Annotated in this window: 18 protein-coding genes; 5 read left to right on the forward strand and 13 right to left on the reverse strand. The window is 40.4% G+C overall.

The features are described from left to right. Positions 1-246: 246 nt before the first annotated feature. Positions 247-768 (forward strand): MerR family transcriptional regulator, encoded by a 522-nt coding sequence (locus UB32_RS14085; RefSeq protein WP_044394644.1) that lies wholly within the window; start codon positions 247-249, stop codon positions 766-768. An 86-nt stretch (positions 769-854) separates the two neighbouring features. On the opposite strand, the gene UB32_RS14090 is transcribed toward UB32_RS14085, so the two are convergent. From UB32_RS14090 to UB32_RS14125, 8 genes are all read right to left on the reverse strand, one after another. After that, positions 855-1055: a cold-shock protein gene (locus tag UB32_RS14090; RefSeq protein WP_044394646.1), complete on the reverse strand. Its 201-nt coding sequence runs from the start codon at positions 1053-1055 to the stop codon at positions 855-857. Between the two features lie 88 nt (positions 1056-1143). Next, on the reverse strand, positions 1144-2376 hold the full coding sequence (locus UB32_RS14095; protein WP_044394648.1) for a glutathionylspermidine synthase family protein: 1233 nt from the start codon (positions 2374-2376) through the stop codon (positions 1144-1146). 10 nt (positions 2377-2386) lie between these two features. Continuing rightward, on the reverse strand, positions 2387-2851 hold the full coding sequence (locus tag UB32_RS14100; RefSeq protein ID WP_044394650.1) for a hypothetical protein: 465 nt from the start codon (positions 2849-2851) through the stop codon (positions 2387-2389). A gap of 14 nt (positions 2852-2865) precedes the next feature. Continuing rightward, positions 2866-3270 (reverse strand): DUF350 domain-containing protein, encoded by a 405-nt coding sequence (locus UB32_RS14105; RefSeq protein ID WP_241768515.1) that lies wholly within the window; start codon positions 3268-3270, stop codon positions 2866-2868. A gap of 12 nt (positions 3271-3282) precedes the next feature. Continuing rightward, positions 3283-3714 (reverse strand): hypothetical protein, encoded by a 432-nt coding sequence (locus tag UB32_RS14110; protein ID WP_052807048.1) that lies wholly within the window; start codon positions 3712-3714, stop codon positions 3283-3285. 220 nt (positions 3715-3934) lie between these two features. After that, positions 3935-4933, reverse strand: a complete 999-nt coding sequence (locus UB32_RS14115) for an NAD(P)H-dependent flavin oxidoreductase (protein WP_044394654.1) — start codon at positions 4931-4933, stop codon at positions 3935-3937. 152 nt (positions 4934-5085) lie between these two features. Next, positions 5086-6339, reverse strand: coding sequence for an MFS transporter (locus tag UB32_RS14120; protein ID WP_084221855.1), 1254 nt, complete (start codon positions 6337-6339; stop codon positions 5086-5088). A 178-nt stretch (positions 6340-6517) separates the two neighbouring features. Next, entirely contained in the window at positions 6518-6751 is a 234-nt protein-coding gene (locus tag UB32_RS14125) for a hypothetical protein (RefSeq protein ID WP_044394656.1), read from the reverse strand. Positions 6752-6980: 229 nt separating this feature from the next. Between UB32_RS14125 and corA the strand changes: the two genes are divergently transcribed. Further along, complete coding sequence (gene corA, locus UB32_RS14130; RefSeq protein ID WP_044394677.1) at positions 6981-7931, forward strand: magnesium/cobalt transporter CorA; 951 nt, start codon at positions 6981-6983, stop codon at positions 7929-7931. 72 nt (positions 7932-8003) lie between these two features. Here the strand turns inward: corA and spoIIP are convergent, their stop codons facing one another. Beyond that, positions 8004-9134 (reverse strand): stage II sporulation protein P, encoded by a 1131-nt coding sequence (gene spoIIP, locus UB32_RS14135; RefSeq protein ID WP_052807050.1) that lies wholly within the window; start codon positions 9132-9134, stop codon positions 8004-8006. Between the two features lie 566 nt (positions 9135-9700). Then, positions 9701-10639, reverse strand: coding sequence for a magnesium transporter CorA family protein (locus tag UB32_RS14140; RefSeq protein ID WP_044394661.1), 939 nt, complete (start codon positions 10637-10639; stop codon positions 9701-9703). 437 nt (positions 10640-11076) lie between these two features. Between UB32_RS14140 and UB32_RS14145 the strand changes: the two genes are divergently transcribed. Further along, positions 11077-11475, forward strand: coding sequence for a hypothetical protein (locus UB32_RS14145; RefSeq protein WP_044394663.1), 399 nt, complete (start codon positions 11077-11079; stop codon positions 11473-11475). Positions 11476-11786: 311 nt separating this feature from the next. After that, positions 11787-13895, forward strand: coding sequence for a transglycosylase domain-containing protein (locus UB32_RS14150; RefSeq protein WP_044394665.1), 2109 nt, complete (start codon positions 11787-11789; stop codon positions 13893-13895). Positions 13896-14108: 213 nt separating this feature from the next. Here the strand turns inward: UB32_RS14150 and UB32_RS14155 are convergent, their stop codons facing one another. Both UB32_RS14155 and UB32_RS14160 read right to left on the reverse strand, forming a co-directional pair. Continuing rightward, a complete protein-coding gene (locus UB32_RS14155) occupies positions 14109-15053 on the reverse strand; it encodes an ABC transporter permease (RefSeq protein WP_044394667.1) in 945 nt (314 codons plus the stop codon). Next, a complete protein-coding gene (locus tag UB32_RS14160) occupies positions 15050-15991 on the reverse strand; it encodes an ABC transporter ATP-binding protein (RefSeq protein WP_044394669.1) in 942 nt (313 codons plus the stop codon). Before UB32_RS14160 ends, UB32_RS14155 begins: the two co-directional genes overlap by 4 nt. A 197-nt stretch (positions 15992-16188) precedes the next feature. On the opposite strand from UB32_RS14160, the gene UB32_RS19555 reads away from it, so the two are divergent. Further along, positions 16189-16341: a YpzG family protein gene (locus tag UB32_RS19555; protein WP_084221856.1), complete on the forward strand. Its 153-nt coding sequence runs from the start codon at positions 16189-16191 to the stop codon at positions 16339-16341. Positions 16342-16411: 70 nt separating this feature from the next. On the opposite strand, the gene UB32_RS14165 is transcribed toward UB32_RS19555, so the two are convergent. Continuing rightward, positions 16412-17239: an undecaprenyl-diphosphate phosphatase gene (locus UB32_RS14165; RefSeq protein WP_044394671.1), complete on the reverse strand. Its 828-nt coding sequence runs from the start codon at positions 17237-17239 to the stop codon at positions 16412-16414. Between the last annotated feature and the right edge of the window lie 186 nt (positions 17240-17425).

A 17425-nucleotide genomic window follows, 5' to 3' on the forward strand; every position in this document is an offset into this window, starting at 1 on the left:
TAATTAGTGCAACACTAGTGATTCAGTACATATATATGTACGATGAAAACAACAGAAAAGTTTCGTGTCTTCCCTATTAAATTCGTTTTCAACAAACAGTAGCTGTCTGATTTTTATTTCTTAATTATTCGGATTTGAGCATTTCATGTTGCTTCTTCACTACCTTTGCCGAAAGATAACTAGTTTTGTCATGTACGAAGGAATTGCCTAATGGAACAGCGAAGTTTTTTTATATGGAGGGATGATATGAATACAAATGCAGTCGCAAAGTTGCTAGGGGTGTCGCCAAGTACCATTCAGCGTTGGGTGAAACAGGCGAACCTTCAAATGGAACGTACGGAGCTGGGCCATTATCAATTTTCAGATGAAAGCATTGAAATCTTAAAAGATATCAAAGCTCAGCTTAATAGCGGTGTCTTGCTCCAAGATCTGAAAATAAAAGGGAGACAGCCAAGAAAAGCAACCGTAAAAGGAAGCTCAACCGAGATCGCCCTTGGATCTTTGGTAAGGCGAATGGAGGAATTTGATCAAAGGCTGGAAAGAAAGGCTGATGAAGTAGTCTCTTATCAAATTCTCCAGCACAGAAGAGAAATAGAGGAGCTTCAGAGCGAACTTTCCAATCTTAAATTGTTAATCACCAGCATGCAGGAAGCTGCCGCTCAAAGGGAAAATGACACAGCAATGGAAAGGACGGATTCCTTGGAGCCACTCTCCACTATAAGAAACTCTAAAAAGAAAAACTTCATGAGTGCTTTTTTTGGATTTTAAGCTCCGCACATCAAGGATGTTTTTTTTTTTTTGAAAAAAAACAGACCCCATAAGATGGAGTCTGAGTCTGTTGTGGATATCCTTAGTCAGATCTTCTGTACATTTGTCGCCTGCGGACCACGCTGGCCCTGCTCCACATCAAACGATACTTCTTGTCCTTCATCTAAAGATTTGTATCCTTCACCCTGGATTGCTGAGAAGTGAACGAACACATCTTCTCCACCTTCACGCTCAATGAATCCAAAGCCTTTTTCACTGTTAAACCATTTTACCTTGCCACGTTCCACGATTGTTGCCTCCTAGCGATTTAAGAAAATTGCAATTAACCTTGCCTGATTATTATATCCATTCATGATAATTTTAAACGTATCTTTGCTATTTTTTTATGCCTGCTGGTAAAAAGCATGATAGGTTGTTGGTAATCTTCCCCCCAACTCTGTAGCCAAAAGCGGACGGTTCTCCGGAGACAAGAAAACTTCCGATCAGGATATGACCGCATTTTATTCCACTCTCTGTCGCGTAATTTGCGCTAGGCAATTCGATATACTGCTGAAAAATTGATGGTAGATGATCGTAACTTTTCTGTTGCTCTTCTAAAATCAATTTTCCATTCGAATTGAAAATTTGGACGGTGTCTCCTTCTCTCCCGAAAATCGGTTTTTTTACATATGGCGTTTTTGTTTCGTGGAAATGATCTGCTTCCAAATACGTCGGCAAAAAGTATTGCTCGATCCATTGGTGCTCCTCTTTGCTGAAAAAAGGATGTTTGTTTTCATGCATCCCCCAAATCACTGCTTGAATTGCTTTATTTTGCAATAAGAATGCAGATGGAGGATTAACCACAGCAAGTTTTTTTGTTTCAATCAGCTCGATCAACCAGAGCCCGATTGGATTGTCTGAATCATCCTTATCGAGGATCATGCTTTCAATGGGATATGTCTGCCTGTACAAGATGTCGATCTTACGGCCATCTTCATCAAAAAGACCTTCTCCACGCTGGATTGTCAGTTTATCTAATGAAATAAACCTGGAAGGCAATCCGTACAATTCTTGTAAATATAAGACTGTGTTCTTGTCTTCGATATTTTCTTCATGTGCGGTAAAAACAATATAGGGCTCCACTTCAGACAGCCATTTAGCTGAACTCCCGATAGCATTCCTAACAGCTTTGGCAAGTTGTTTTTCCGTTGATTCATTGGGATTCCGATAGCCAAAGTCCTTTGCCACGAGTCCATTAACAAGGAACAATTCTTTAATAAAAGTGGGAGTATCGGCATTCATTTCAATGCATTTGTATGTAGCTTCCGTTTTAATAAGATCCAGTCTTGCAATGACACTTCCATGATTTAAGGTTTTCATCCGGAGAAAATCCAGTGTTTCATTCGGGAAACCCAATTCTAGTAAGGTATTGCTCTCCACGTTTCGTAGCAGGTCACAAATTTTGAAAAAAATGTTTCCAATCCGGTGCGTACAAACCCTAATTTCCTCCGCTTCCTCCTGGGTTATAGGAGCGATATCATATAAAGCGTATTCTTCTCCGTATAAATCAGGCCAGAAACTCTTGATTTCTCGATAAAAATTCCTTCGTCTTATTCGTTGGGTTTCCATGGAATACCTCCTATTCCATGTCGTTTTCTTGCAAATCTTGCACATATAAAACATATACTCCGCGATCCTCATCAATTTCCGTCGATTTTACTGCCATTTGGCCAATTTCCGGGATATCCGTGACATCCTTTAAAAGATAACGGATGACATCGAGATGGGTTTTGCATCCGACGGTGGAGAGCAATTTGTAATTGTCCCGTTCCTGATGCTTGCGGAATTCAACGTGAATCCCCAATCCCCGATAATTTTTCTCATCCATGCCGGAATAATTCCTTCCACGGTCCACTACAACTAGGATTTCATCTTCTCCGCTCATTTCATTTGAAACCAATTCATATTGGTTCCCTTTTATGACGAAATAGGTACATAACTGTCTGGCATAAAATTCATCGATGCCAACTGTTGCAGATGTATATTCATATAAAGGTTCGAAGTGTCCATTTCCTTCGTCGATAAAATAAGTCAGTTTTTTCATAGCTGTTTTCCCCCTTAATACGAAAGACTCTTGGAGACAATCCAGCCAACAGCGAGAGAAAGTGAAAAAAGAATGACCCCGACAGAACGATTATCTTCCTCAATTGCTGTTTGAAGACTAAACCTGATGGTGGCCATCTCAGCGACAAAAAAAACTAGGATTTGTGTAAAAATCCCGATAGATCCCCAAATAGCCATATCAAGGAGGGAAATGGAATATTCAGCCGCTGCCCCAAGGACAATGGCTAGTCCAAGCATTTTTCCGCCTAGCGAAAGAGCAGCCGCAACGTTTCTCTTGCCAATCAGCTCGAATTCTTTGATTTTAGGAGTAGCCAGAACAAATAAACCTACTCCTGCTGTCAGCATAAGCAATCCAAGCCCTAAGTATGAAGCAAAATTCAAATATAAATTATTCATCATCTGATCTCTCCCTTAGCCGCCAGTCGTGCTTCTTGACCCGCTTCCGAATCCCGAACTTCCCTTTGGCGAACTATTTTTAAAATTGCTGTCCAGTCTAGCTCCCTTAAATGAAGAGCTGTCCTTATATTTCATATAATCATTGCTCCTATAAAGCATAGAGCGGTTTGCAAAGAACATGCCTGCGAAAAAGTAATGGCCAAAGTATGAAGAACGTTGATCATCACATGACCATACTCCCTCCTTATCATCCCACTTCCAGTCACTACAATCTGTTCCTTCTGGTACAGGGGGAATATCTTGATCACCAGCAGCACTCCAATCCTGCCCGTTCCCTGCAGGAGATGACCCTTTGTCAGGAAGTGTTTGTTGATTATTGCATGCTGCTGCACTCATTAACAGCGCTGTTGCTGAAATCCCCGCCATCACCTTCTTTGTTTTGTTCAAATTTTTCACCTCTTTCTGTTCCATAACTGTATTTACGATAGCATGATCAAAAAGTTTCAGATTGGATATTCATCCTTCCTTTTATTATATACCAGAAAATGAATTTCTTATTGTGAAAAAGGTATCAACGCTGAAAGCCTTGATCGAGTCGCTCAAAAGATCAGCTTCCTATGTAGAAAATAGAAAAACCTACCTATAATAGGCAGGTAATATACTTTCACTAACTTCCAGTCATGGCTGCGAATTTGTCCGCTTTTCCGTTCAGCACTAATAAGGCTTCTTTATATTCAGCTTCTAACTGTTTGATAATCGCAGATGCAGGCTGAATTTCATTGATCGCCTCAACCCCTTGTCCTGCTGACCAGATATCTTTCCACGCTTTTGCATTTGTCTCTCTTTGCATAGAATCAAAATTTACACTGTCTTTTTTCTTAAGTGTTTCAGGGTTCAATCCGGCTTTTATAATACTTGGCTTAAGCATGTTTGCTTTCACTCCTGAAAAAGCATCGGTAAGGATAATGTCATCTTGGGTTGCATTAACTACCATATTTCTGTATTCGTCATTTGCCATGCTTTCCTCTGCAACAATAAATCTTGTCCCCATATAGGCTAAATCTGCACCAGCAGCCTGGGCAGCTAGGATGGACTTTCCGGTAGTGACCGCACCTGCCAGCACAATAATTCCGTTCCAAAAGGAGCGAACAGTATCAACAAACGCAAAGCTGTTCCATTCCCCGGCATGCCCACCAGCCCCATTGGCAACCAAAATAAGACCGTCTACTCCGGAGTCCACTGCCTTCCTGGCAAATTTCACATCGCTCACGTCAGAAAATACCAGCCCGCCATATTCATGCACAATGTCAACGACCTTTTTTGGACTTCCAAGAGAGGTAATGACAAGCCGCGGCTTATGTTTTCTTACTAATTCCATCTCATCTTCAAGCCGGCTGTATGTACTGTGAACGACCATATTCATGGCCCAAGGTGCAATCTTCCTTTCCGGTTCCCGATTTCTCGCATCTGCCAAATCTTCATTCAGTTTCCCCATCCATTCATCCAACACTTCAATTGGCCTGGCATTTGGAGCTGGAAAAGAACCTATCACTCCACTTTTACAACAAGCGCTTACAAGATCTGGCCCGGAAACAAGAAACATTGGTGCGGCTATTACGGGTACGGAAAGATTTTCCCACCAGCTTTCAGGTATCATATTACTCATAGAATCATCCCTTCTCAACGAGTCTTAATTTTCTGAATATAAGTATCATAATGTAATATATCCAATAAATCAATAAAGACAAGCATGGTTAAATAAAATCCCCCCCACGAATGGGAAGGATTTGTCAATTGCACTTTTCTTATTTTGACGATTTAGGATCTCTGAACAGATACTTTTGTGCACCTATAATTTCTCTGCTTTTTCATGTAATAGTAAAATCCTAAAAATACAGCACCGCTGACCAAACGCATCCCAGCCGAAAGGTTCATAGCAGTTTGAATCGAACTGAACTGCAGCAAATAAACACCTGCCTGAGGAGCAACAAAACCAATGACCGCCAGATTGATATTGTACTGAGCAATAAAGCTACTGCGATTCTCCTCTAGTGTAACTTCGAGCAATTGGTTGAATAACAATAAGACTGTTCCCGAAACAAACAACCCCGAAGTAAAATTCACGATAGTCAAATAATACATATTAGTAGACAAAATCGTTAAAAATGGAGCAGTTGCCATGCCTATAGCTGTAATCGCCAGCATCTTAGAATTGCTGTGCTTATCAGCCATCCTTCCCCACCACTTGAAACTGATGATTTGCCCAACTGAATTTGCCACTGTAATGATACTAATCCAAAATCCACTCATATGAGCAATCTTTATATTATAAATGTTGAACAGTGGCCAAGCCATCTGCCAGGCAAAGTTGAAAAATAATCCGCATACAAGAAAATAGATAAACGATTTATGTTTATAGGCGTCCCAGCCAAAATTCACTCGTTTTATTTCTTTTTTTCCTTCTTTTTCCGGTTCAATATGTTTATTCAAATAAAAAACTTCCACAAGGCCAAAGAAGAAAGCGAGAATAAACAGGATCTGATATGGCAATGGATTGGTTTTATCAAACCATTGAAGTCCGATACCGATCACCAATGTAGTGAACATGCCAGCAATCGTCAATAATCTGTTTCTCTCACTGAAAAAACTGCTTCTTCTGTTATCAGAAATAAGGTCTCCAATAAATGACTGCCAGCTGAGCATGGCAAATGAGCCTGGAAGATTCATCAGACCGATTAAAATAACAAACGTCCATGCCCTGTACTCCACAGGCAGGTAAATGACCAGGAACATCGCAAGCAAAAACAAGCGTGTGAATAAAATGGATAATCCAGTGAACCGCTTCTTTCCTTTTAACCTGCTCATGATCGCGGTTCCGAGAAACATCGCGAACATCCCAACGATTTGCGGCAAGGAACTGATCAAACCGACTTGGTAATTCGTCGCACCAAGAACACCGATTGCGAAAAGAGCAAAGTAATTATTGCTCATGCTCGTAACAATCGTCGCAGCCACACCATTTAAGATACTATTTTTCTCATTCCGCATTGCCAGTTCAGAAAGACTTTGCATCTCTTTTTCCTCTTTCAAATGATTCAAATTATTTTGTATATCGAAATATCCACCTAATTTTACTCCTTCTGTTTTTTACTGGCAATAAGAATTTTAGCTACTATATAAACAAAGAGTATTCTGTAAATTTATTTTACTACGTAAGAAAAACCGGGCGCAGTTAGCCCGGTTTTTCTTATTAAACGTTTTTCAAGATCAGATTCAATCTGTTGTTTCGTTGATTTCTTTCCTCTTCGGCGGCAAGGTCATACTTTTTCAGCAAATGAAATACTTCATTCAAGATTTCCTGCGTATGTTCTTCCTCGAGAAAATTGTTGAATGAAGCTTGAATATCCTGTGGCAGGAATTCCTTCTGAGACTCGTACTTCTTTTGGACATCTTCCTTGCTGTGATCGATTTTGCATTCTCCCATTTCAAAATCCCTCCTCCATGGTAGCATACCAGACTGATACTTCGATTTTCTAGTCATTTTATTCCTTGATGGCATTTCCGAAAATATTTTGGATCATTTGATGATGCAAAACCGATCGAACTTTACCGCCCCTCCCTTTCAAAATTTAAACTATAGGTGCTTTTAGCTTTGCTTCCTGTTCGCCTTTGTTATTATAATAAGAAGAAAAGCCTATATGCAGGGAGATTTTATGATACAAACAATGTCAGTAAGTCATTCTGGACAGATCCAAATTGGCAAAAGTATCGAAGCAATGCTATCTGAAAAGGATAAATGGTATTGGATCGATTTTCATGCACCCACAGAGGAGGAGGTAGAGCTATTACAAACCCCGCTTCGGTTCCATCCATTATCGATTGAAGACTGTACCCACACTTTACAAAGACCAAAGCTCGATTATTATGATGATTATCATTTTTTTATCTTTCAGAATTTAAATCCCGGAGTCGTGCAAGGGGAAGAGATTGATGTGTTCCTCGGCCCCAACTATATCGTCACCTACCACAATAATCATTCAAGTGAAGTGGCAGAAGTCTGGAAAAGATTAGAGCAGGCAAACACGACAAGAGAGTGGAACCCGTCGACTGTTCTTTATCATGTTTTGGATAAAATAGTTGATAACTTTTTCCCGCATGTCGATCGTATCGAGGATCTATTAAACGAAATAGACGAAAATACCGCTGAACGATCAACGGAGGAGTTGCTCAACGATCTGTTTGATACAAGGCATCAACTGCTCTCCCTTCGTCATACTATTACCCCAATGAGAGATTTGGTATACAGGATGATCAATTCACATCATCTCTCTGGTGTCCTTGAGCGAAAAGAATATTTTGCCGACATCCATGATCATTTACTGAGGCTGGCTGAAAAGGTAGAAGCAAGTCGCGAGTTGACAACAGATATTCGCGATAGCTATTTATCCATGAACTCTCATGAAACAAATCGAGTGATGAAGGTTCTAACCGTTATTACAACCATTTTCATGCCTCTTACCTTCATTGCCGGAGTTTACGGAATGAACTTTGAGAACATGCCGGAGCTCTCCTGGGAATTTGGTTATTTTGGAGCTTTAACCGCCATGTTTACCATTGGAATAACCATGTTCCTGTTGTTCAGAAAAAAAGGCTGGTTTAAATAAACGCAAAAACCATTGAAGTCGTTCCTTCAATGGTTTTGGTTTTTTCGACGACTTGTATATATAGATTTCTGATCAACCATTCACTTCTTCCGCTTTCCAATATATCTGGCTGATTGCCTCTGCTAATGCTTCGACCGTATTTTTTAATTCTTTCATATTATTATCGACGCCACCAACCTCTACTACCAGTGAATTAGGATTCAAATCCTGATTGTAAATCCCATCTACCCCAACACCCTTTTTCGGCAAAACACCTTTGCTTATTCCTGGGTATTGCTTATTAAGGATTTTATGAAGCTCATTCGCAAACTGGAGATTTTTTTGAAAATTTTTGTTTTCCTCCCCAATGACAAGCACAATTCTCGCATATGGTTGATTGTTTATAACCGTGGTTGTTGAATCCTTTCTAACTGAATCACGATGCAGATCAATGAAATAGTTCAGTTTTTGATTGCCTGCCATCGCTTTTTGGACGAGCGAACGGGAAATTTCATAAGACCTAGGAGTAAGCCATCCTTTTTCATCTAACATCAAGCCAATATTCGTCTTATCCACACTAGCCCCTACGCCACGTTTTTCCAATTCTTGTCCGAGCAATTCCCCTACTACCGTAATATTAGTCTTGCCATCAACAGCTTCATTTTCATTCTCCGCACCCTCCATGCCAAGCAATGGCAAGTAAGATTCCCAACTATGGGTATGGTAAATGAAAACAGCTTTTTCCGATGGGGAAGAACCCGAATACACCTTGCCATTATTCAGTTCCTTCAGTTCCTTCGCAGCCATATTCCTTTCCTGCAAAAGGACATCCATAGGAGGCGCTGATTCAACCGGGATATCCGTAAAATCTACCCCGTCTTCTGCAATAATGAAATTAGAATCAAAGGCCATGAACCCTGGAAGCTCGCTTCTAATCAGGCTCCTAATATCCTTCATCTCCACGTTTGTAAGCAACTGGAACCCCGTAGAAAAAATTGGGAAGTCCATATTTGCACCTGTTAAAGCATGTCCTATAAGCGGATTCTCATAACCGATAATCCGCAGAAAAACCTCTGCACCGATATCACCGTTCACTTTGAACTTAAAAAAACTGATATTAGAAGAGGATAAAAGACCTGCCATCACAAACAAACTTGTTGTGCAGATCAGAATGGCGAAAACCAACAATATTTTCCTGTAAATTCGCATTAATATCCTGGACATTCCATCACCCTTTTGCATGCGTAAGAAATTCTTTTAATCCATGAATATGTCAAAAAAAAGTTTTTAGACTAAAAAACGCCTGAACCTATGTCCAGACGTTGTTTTTACGGATGAATGAATTTCATTATTTTAATCCCTTACGCTTCAAGGCTTTCAAGACATGAAAAAAGGAGTACCTCCCCAAATATCGAATTAGTTAAGTACGACCCAAACTATTCGAAAGCGGAGGTGACTCCCACATCCGTCAGGGAGCACTTCTACCGTATGACAGCTATGATAAGAAATACAAATCCCTAAAATATACCCGTCCAAGAGAGTGCGAATCAATGAAAAACCAGTTGATTGGAGTGGAAGGCGCGAAGACTCCTGCGGGATCAGACGGACAGGTGAGACCCCGCAGGAGCGAAGCGACGAGGAGGCTCAGCGCCGGCCCCGCGGAAAGCGAAGCGCCTGGAGCGCAAATCAACTACCTCGTTTAAAGACCAAATTTTAAAAAAGTGCATTTTTAAAATCAGGGCCACTCTAAACTATTTTTTAAAAAGCAATTATGAAATTGATTCGGATACTTAAAAATATCTTTTTTTCCAGAAGATGAAGGCTGTGAGCCCCGCCAACAGCACGGCCATGCTAATAGCCAGGAAAAACGCATGTGGGCTATGCTGAAACGGAAGGTCCACGTTCATCCCATAAAAGCTTGCTACCATTGTTGGGAACGACAGGATAATGGTGATAGAAGTCAAAAACTTCATCACCATATTCAGATTATTGGAAATGATAGAGGCAAACGCATCCATCATCCCGCTTAAAATGGAGCTGTATGTTTCAGCCATTTCAATCGCTTGTGTATTTTCGATGATGACATCCTCTAATAAATCCTTGTCTTCTTCATACATTTTTAAAAAATGAAAGCGCATGATTTTCGCGAGCACAACCTTGTTGGATTTCAAAGAAGTAGTGAAGTATACCAGACTCTTTTCGAGAGCAAGGAAGGCATATAATTCCTTGTTTTTCATCGACTGATGCAGTTCCCGCTCTATTTCATTCGTCTTTTTATTAATTTGTTTCAAATATCGCAAATAGTAAATGGAAATAACATACAGAATTTGCAGAGCAAATCGTGTTTTTTTGAATGTAAAGAATTCCTTCACCCTGTTATTGCGAAATTCTTCCAATACTGGTGTTTCATTTAGAGAAACCGTAATAATGCAGTTGGATGTTTGGATAATGCCTATAGGGATCGTTTCATAAACAGGAAAACCTGCTTCGTCATGAGTAATATATGGATAGTCAACAATGATATAAACATTGTCATCTTCTTTCTCAATTCGCGGACGTTCTTCGTCATCAAGGGCATCTCTAATAAAATCAACTGCTATTCCCGTTTCTTTTGCTACTCTCAAAATTTCATCCTCAGAAGGATGCACCATATTGATCCAGCAGCCTTTTGAGATTTCTTCAACAAGTGATAAATGTCTATCTTCCTTACTTTTGTATATCTCTAACATTTTCTCCACCTCCTCTTTTAACTGAGGAAGTCAATTACCGTTTATAAGAGTTGATCGTCTTCCAGATTCATTAGCATCAAATCTACTAGATTATCGACTTCCCCGCGCCTATCGGGATCAGGTTCTATTGAATAACCCAAAGATACCAACTCCTCTCTTTTTTCACCTCTTACATATTACTCCTGACTGCGGTAAAGCACAATGCTATTTTTCAAGAAGGGGGTATGTCGTCGTTTCCCTACTAACTTGAAAAAAGGATGCTTGAATTTATGGGCACATACGGCCTCTTATGTGACAATAAATCAGATATTCTCACATAACACATTATTGCTTAAAAGCAAGACGAAAAAAAGTATTGACAATATACCAATAGGGGTATATATTATAAACATATCACGAATACCCCATTGGGTATAAATTAGGGAGGAAACAAATATATGATGAATAGAATCGCAAAAATGGTTATCGCACTTGCACTTGTTGTTTCCATGTTAGCTATTGGTGGTGTCAGCCAGCAAAAAGCTAAAGCAGCCACTACTGCTGCGGATGTGTTGGTAACTGTCGGCCAAATGGGTGCAGACTCTTATTCACAAACTTTGGATGGCGTTTTATATACAGTTGATTCAATCGGTTTAATGGCGGACCGAATTCTGTGGACGGAACAGCAAATCGGGTTCATGGCGGACCGGATCGTCTATGTAACTGAATTCTCACAAGACAATACCATCAAAGTGATCTACATGGCTACGGCTTTATGGCCAACCGGAACACAAGACGGAGGCTACACTTACCAAGTTTCCTTAATGCCTGTAGCCATGCTTCCAGCAGGATGGTAATTGAATACAAAAGGCGAACCCATAGCGGTTCGCCTTTTTTTATAGGTGAATTTTGATTTTGCCTTTTTAACTACCATGGTTCCTTTCGGATTTTGTTTCCCTGATTTTGCATACTCAGAACAAATCAAAATGGCTCCAGCTTTTCCGCAACTGAAAAAATATATATAATGAATAAAAGATAAATGAGTCTATATTTATCTTTTACAGCTTCCAGCCAGCTAAAGTAGTCAAAAAACCAAGCTTTTTTAAAAATTTTCACCCCTGTAAATATATATCTAATTCCTTATCATTCGTTAAAAGGAGAAATGGTCATGCAACTGGTGCAACGACTATGGGAGGCTATTGTCCGATTTTGGAAAAGACGCCATCTGACACAAATTCTGTTATTAAGCTTATTGGTATTTACATTGCTGGCCATTCTTTGGTTTGCCTTTATTGCCAGCAGGGCAAATGTCCAGACATTAAAGGATGGATTAAGCCAGGCGACTACAATCTATGATAAAAATGGAGAGGAGGCCAGCATACTTGCAACAAATCGAACTGGCGGGGTCCCTATTGAAGAGATGCCTAAGCATGTTCCGAATGCGGTAATCGCAATTGAAGATGAGCGATTTTACGAGCATAATGGTTTTGATATCAAGGGAATCGCGCGTGCATTCTTCGGAAACTTGTTTGCTGGACAGATTACCGGAGGCGGTAGTACGCTGACTCAGCAGCTGACAAAAAATGCCCTGCTTTCTTCTGAACGAACTTATAAACGTAAAGTGGAAGAACTTTTTCTTGCGGTAGAACTTGAAAAGGTATATGAAAAAGACGAAATTATGGAAATGTATCTGAATCAGGTTTATTTCGGCAGCGGTGCATTCGGGATCAATAATGCCAGCAAGAAGTATTTTGCGAAAGAGATTCAGGATGTGACGATTAGTGAAGCGGCTATGCTCGCTGGTTTGCTGAAAGCTCCTTCTGCACTTGATCCCTACAATAATTACGAGGCTGCCATCCAGCGCAGGAATGTGGTTCTCGCAAAAATGAACGAATTAGCGATGATAACGGATAAGGAGTTTACACAAGCAAAGGCCGAGGAGATACAATTAGAAGACGGCGGCGGGTCACTTGCGGATCGTAAATATCCTTCCTATGTCGACGCCGTATTAGATGAAGCAACCAGCATATATGGACTGACACAGGATGAAATCATGACAAGAGGCTACAGGATTTACACAGAACTAGACCAGAATATCCAATCCGGTTTGGAAAAGGTATACCAGCAGGATTCCCTATTTCCTGATCGGACAAGGGATGTAATGGTACAAAGCGGATCCGTGCTGCTTGACCCTAAAAGCGGCGGAGTCCGAGCACTGATCGGCGGCCGTGGTGAAAAAGTCTTCCGCGGGTTTAACCGCGCAACACATTTAAAGGCTCAGCCAGGCTCGACCATGAAACCTCTGGCAGTTTACACCCCTGCATTAGAAGAAGGATACGAGTATGATTCAATGCTGGTAGACAAAAAGATGAGCTTTGAAAATTATAGTCCCAAAAACTTCTCAGATACTTACAAAGGAGAAGTTCCAATGTATGAGGCCATTGAAAATTCCATTAACCTTCCTGCAGTCTGGCTCCTAAATGAAATTGGTTTAGATAAAGGAATTGATGCTGTCATGAGGTTTGGCATCCAGGTTAAGAAAGAAGACCAGAATCTGGCGCTTGCTTTAGGTGGAATGCATAACGGAGTTTCCCCTCTTAAGATGGCGGAAGCTTACTCCGTATTTCCAAATGGTGGGACACGAGAAGATGGACATTTGATTACGAAAATTGTTGGTCCTACAGGAAAAGTCATCGCCGAGCATGATGGCTCTACCACTCGTGTAACATCTAAGTCTGTGGCAAATAAGATGACATCTATGCTGTTGAATGTAGTGGAAACAGGCACGGGAAAGGGAACCTATATAAAAGGAGTCGATCTAGCTGGAAAAACAGGTTCCACACAGCTTCCTTATGCAGATATCGATGGTACAAAAGATCAATGGTTTGTTGGTTACACCCCAAATATCGTCGGTGCAGTCTGGCTTGGATATGATCAAACCGATCGCAAGCATTATTTATCCAGCAGTAGCTCAAAAGATGTGGTTCCTTTGTTTAGAGCCATAATGGAAGAAACCTTGCCTCATGTAAAACAAGCGGAATTTCCAGTGAAATCAATCAATGAGAGCAACTCCCGAGGGTTTGAACAAACCGAAAAGGCACTTAAGGAACGAGCAGACAAACTGGAAAAAGAATTAAAAGCTCGTGCAGGCCAGGTTGAAGAAAAATTGAAAGAGGAAGCACCAAAGTGGAAAAAGGTTTTTGAACAAATGCAAGAGGATGCAGGGAAAGTCAGCGATCATGTTATAGATAAATTACGTGAATGGAAAGGACAGTAAAATAAGGAAGAGAGCGGCTTTGAAGAGCTGCTCTCATTTTTTGTTTCTTCAAAGGATCTTAGATAAATACAAGTATCCCACAAATCACCTCAACGGAAACGGAATCTTTTTTCAATATACCGTCTAGGGAAAATTCTGATTTTCCGGTAATGCTTTTCCTATTTAAAGAATCCTGTCATTTCAATCCTGCGGTCTTTCAATTGTTATACCCCTCTATATGCTAATATCCCTCTTTTGGAAAAAGAAAAAGGTTAGCATCATAAATATTGCATAGTAAACAGCGAGTATGGACAGGGATACTGGCAGGGTTATGTCCTGTAGGATCCTTTCCTGAAGAGCATAAACTGTCAAATCCAGATGGGGAAAAATTAAAAATTTTGCCCAAGTATATTTGTCAGCAAGCATCAGGATGATGCCACCCAAAGTAGACGAAAAGAAAAGGACAAAAATACCGATGCCAACGGAAATAGCCTGGTTTTTGAATAACGTAGATAGCATGAATGCGATCGTCATGATCATCAGCAGGCTCGGAATGAAGTAAAGCATTTTCAAAAGGAATTGCTCCCCTACAATTGCGACCTTTCTTCCTTCTAATGTGATTTCAAAAATTTTCATGTTAAAATCACCGTTTCCAAATAGAACCAAACCAATTATATATCCTGAAACGATCAACGTAAGGACCAATATCAATGCATAGAGGATGACGGCTATATACTTGGACAGCAGGATTCTCCATCTCTGGTGCGGGCGGATCAGTAATTGCTTTATCGTTCCATCAGAGAATTCTGCCGCAACATTGGCACTTCCTACAACAACTACAAAGAGTGTCACTAAAGAACTGACACCAACAACGACATCATTCATAAAGTGCCAGTTAGTCTTGGCATTTGGATTGATGTCCTCATCCAAAAACTCCTTTGTCTGATCAATTTGGTTTTGAATCATTCCTTTTTCCTCTTCAGAAGCGGATGCCTTTTGGTTTTCAAGCATGGCGATTTCTGCCTCGGTATCCTGGCGCCAATTCGGATTGGGCTCGGCACTGAACTTCATATAAATAATTCCGGCAATTAAAACAGCCAAAACAATAATTGCGATATAAATCCAGCTTGCCACTTTTCCGAAGATCTTCATTAATTCATTTTGGATTAAACCAATCATGTCGTTTGCTCCTTTCGATCTTTATTGGTGATTTCTAAGAAGCGATCTTCCAACGTTGCTTTCACATTCATTATCTCGAAAACATCAATATTGTTTTCGACGAAGAGCTTATTAAAGGACGGTATCTTGTCTTTTCTCAACGATAAGGTTAGTCGGGAGCCTTCTTTTGAAGTCACTTTAATGTCAGGCATGTGCTCTGCTAGCAACTTGGCCGCTATGATTGGGTCTGAAATTTCCACAATAACTGTTTTCGGCTTTTCTGCTTCTGACGCGTCATTTTCGTGCATCGATGAGATATGTATGAGCTTTCCATGTTCAATGATCGCGAATCGGTCACACATCAACTGCATTTCAGACAATAAATGTGAAGAAACCAATACGGAAGTTCCCTGACTGGTAAGGAACCGCAAATAATCACGAAATTCTCTGATTCCCTGGGGATCAAGTCCATTTGTCGGTTCATCTAAAATTAAGATGGTAGGCTTATGCAGAATGGCTTGTGCGACTCCAAGACGCTGACGCATTCCTAGAGAATAGGTACGAACTTTATCATGGATTGCTTTTTCCAATCCGACCAGTTTGGTGACTTCATTGATTCGCTCGTCGCTTACCTCCCCAAGGGCCATGCGCGCATAATGCCTTAAATTTTTGAAGCCACTCAGATATTTGTAAAACTCCGGGTTTTCTACGATTGCACCCAGTTCATTCATAGCTGCCGTAAAGGAATTGTCTAGATCCTTCCCGTTCACAAGCACTGTCCCACCTGTGCGGTTGATCAAGCTGACAATCATACGGATAATGGTTGTCTTTCCTGCGCCATTTGGACCAAGGAGTCCAAATATCTCGCCTTTTTCTACTTGAAAGCTGACGTCATTCACGATTGTTTTTTTACCAATTGTCTTGGTCAGTGACTTTACTTCTAATGCAAACTGCACGATAGAATCTCCTCTCTTCCTAAAAAATACTTTCTTCCACTGTTTAATACGAAAAATATTGTAAAAAGTTACAAATTAGAGTGAAAAGAATCTCCTGGCTTCTGAAAGACCAGTATAATGCCCATTCATAATACAAACGATATAAATGATATTCAAAGTGAATATCCTGTGTTTCAAAAATCCAATCATGAGGTGATTGTATGAGTTACAAAGATCAATTGGATCCACACTCACAACTATTCCACCACACTTGGACAAGGCGGAAGCATACCAATTCGCAGGTGAATGGGGAAACCCAGATAACCAAAAACACGATCCTTGCAAGAAGTAATGCGAAAGCCCACCGTTTTTGATTTTTGAAACCAATAAGAAAAAGACGCTCTGAGCGTCTTTTTCTTATGATAATATCTGACTTTTTCAGATTTAAAAAAAGATAAAATAGATTACACCAGCTAAAATAATTCGATAGATCGCAAATGGCAGCAATTTAATTGTATTGATCAGTTTAAGGAAGAATCGAATGAACAATAAAGCGAATAAAAAGGCACTAATGAATCCTACCGTGAAAAACGGCAGGGCATCGACGGTAAAATACTGCCAATTTTTCAATAAAGATATTGCACTTGCACCAAGCATGATTGGTACGGCCATAATAAAGGTAAAATCAGAAGCGGCACGGTGACTTAAACCAAGCAACACCCCTCCTGCAATCGTTGAACCAGATCTTGAAAAGCCTGGCCATAAACCAAGACATTGAAATAATCCAACGCCCAGCGCCTGCTTATAGCTGATTTGGTCGACATCATCCATTTTAATCACCCCGGAGTGCAAGCGGTCGGCAATGATCATTAGGATGGCTCCGATTACTAAACCAATTATTACTGTCTCCACAGAGAATAAATGCTTATCAATATAATCCTCGAATAAAACTCCTAATATTCCTGCCGGTATCAATCCGACAATTACTTTGGAAAGACTGAGTCTTCCTCTGGAATCCGCGATGGAGACCCCTTTTTTTAGGCCAAGCAGGTTCATGAATCGATCCTTAAAGACGATCACTACGGCAAGTATAGAACCTAATTGAATGACCACTTTAAATGTATTGGCCACAGGTTCTGTAAAAATTTCTTTAGAATGCAGCAGAAGGTCATCGACAATAATCAAATGTCCTGTAGATGAAACAGGCGCAAATTCGGTTAACCCTTCCACTAGACCGAGTATGAATGCTACAAACAATTCCCAGATATCCATTTAATGCTTGCTCCTTTTAAAATATAGATGTTGCATTTTGCCCAACTGCTCGAAAGCAGAAAGCACTCTTTCAGTTTTATCTCTAATCGGCTATATAGTCAATAAGAAAAACCGGGCAAACTGCGCCCGGTCCTTTTTTGGGTTTGGCTGATAATCGATTTCCACCAGAAACTCGCTTTCCGCGGG

It is taken from the genome of Mesobacillus subterraneus (genome assembly GCF_000934845.1).
Lineage (GTDB): Bacteria > Bacillota > Bacilli > Bacillales > Cytobacillaceae > Mesobacillus > Mesobacillus stamsii.

Bases quoted from the DNA above. Each gene is read 5' to 3' on its own strand.
- UB32_RS14085 (WP_044394644.1), top strand. From the start codon at position 247: ATGAATACAAATGCAGTCGCAAAGTTGCTAGGGGTGTCGCCAAGTACC.
- UB32_RS14100 (WP_044394650.1), bottom strand. From the start codon at position 2,851: ATGAAAAAACTGACTTATTTTATCGACGAAGGAAATGGACACTTCGAA.
- UB32_RS14150 (WP_044394665.1), top strand. From the start codon at position 11,787: ATGCAACTGGTGCAACGACTATGGGAGGCTATTGTCCGATTTTGGAAA.
- UB32_RS14155 (WP_044394667.1), bottom strand. From the start codon at position 15,053: ATGATTGGTTTAATCCAAAATGAATTAATGAAGATCTTCGGAAAAGTG.
- spoIIP (WP_052807050.1), bottom strand. From the start codon at position 9,134: ATGTCCAGGATATTAATGCGAATTTACAGGAAAATATTGTTGGTTTTC.
- UB32_RS14095 (WP_044394648.1), bottom strand. From the start codon at position 2,376: ATGGAAACCCAACGAATAAGACGAAGGAATTTTTATCGAGAAATCAAG.
- UB32_RS14115 (WP_044394654.1), bottom strand. From the start codon at position 4,933: ATGAGTAATATGATACCTGAAAGCTGGTGGGAAAATCTTTCCGTACCC.
- UB32_RS14140 (WP_044394661.1), bottom strand. From the start codon at position 10,639: ATGTTAGAGATATACAAAAGTAAGGAAGATAGACATTTATCACTTGTT.
- UB32_RS14165 (WP_044394671.1), bottom strand. From the start codon at position 17,239: ATGGATATCTGGGAATTGTTTGTAGCATTCATACTCGGTCTAGTGGAA.
- UB32_RS14120 (WP_084221855.1), bottom strand. From the start codon at position 6,339: ATGCAAAGTCTTTCTGAACTGGCAATGCGGAATGAGAAAAATAGTATC.
- UB32_RS19555 (WP_084221856.1), top strand. From the start codon at position 16,189: ATGAGTTACAAAGATCAATTGGATCCACACTCACAACTATTCCACCAC.
- UB32_RS14145 (WP_044394663.1), top strand. From the start codon at position 11,077: ATGATGAATAGAATCGCAAAAATGGTTATCGCACTTGCACTTGTTGTT.
- corA (WP_044394677.1), top strand. From the start codon at position 6,981: ATGATACAAACAATGTCAGTAAGTCATTCTGGACAGATCCAAATTGGC.
- UB32_RS14105 (WP_241768515.1), bottom strand. From the start codon at position 3,270: ATGATGAATAATTTATATTTGAATTTTGCTTCATACTTAGGGCTTGGA.
- UB32_RS14125 (WP_044394656.1), bottom strand. From the start codon at position 6,751: ATGGGAGAATGCAAAATCGATCACAGCAAGGAAGATGTCCAAAAGAAG.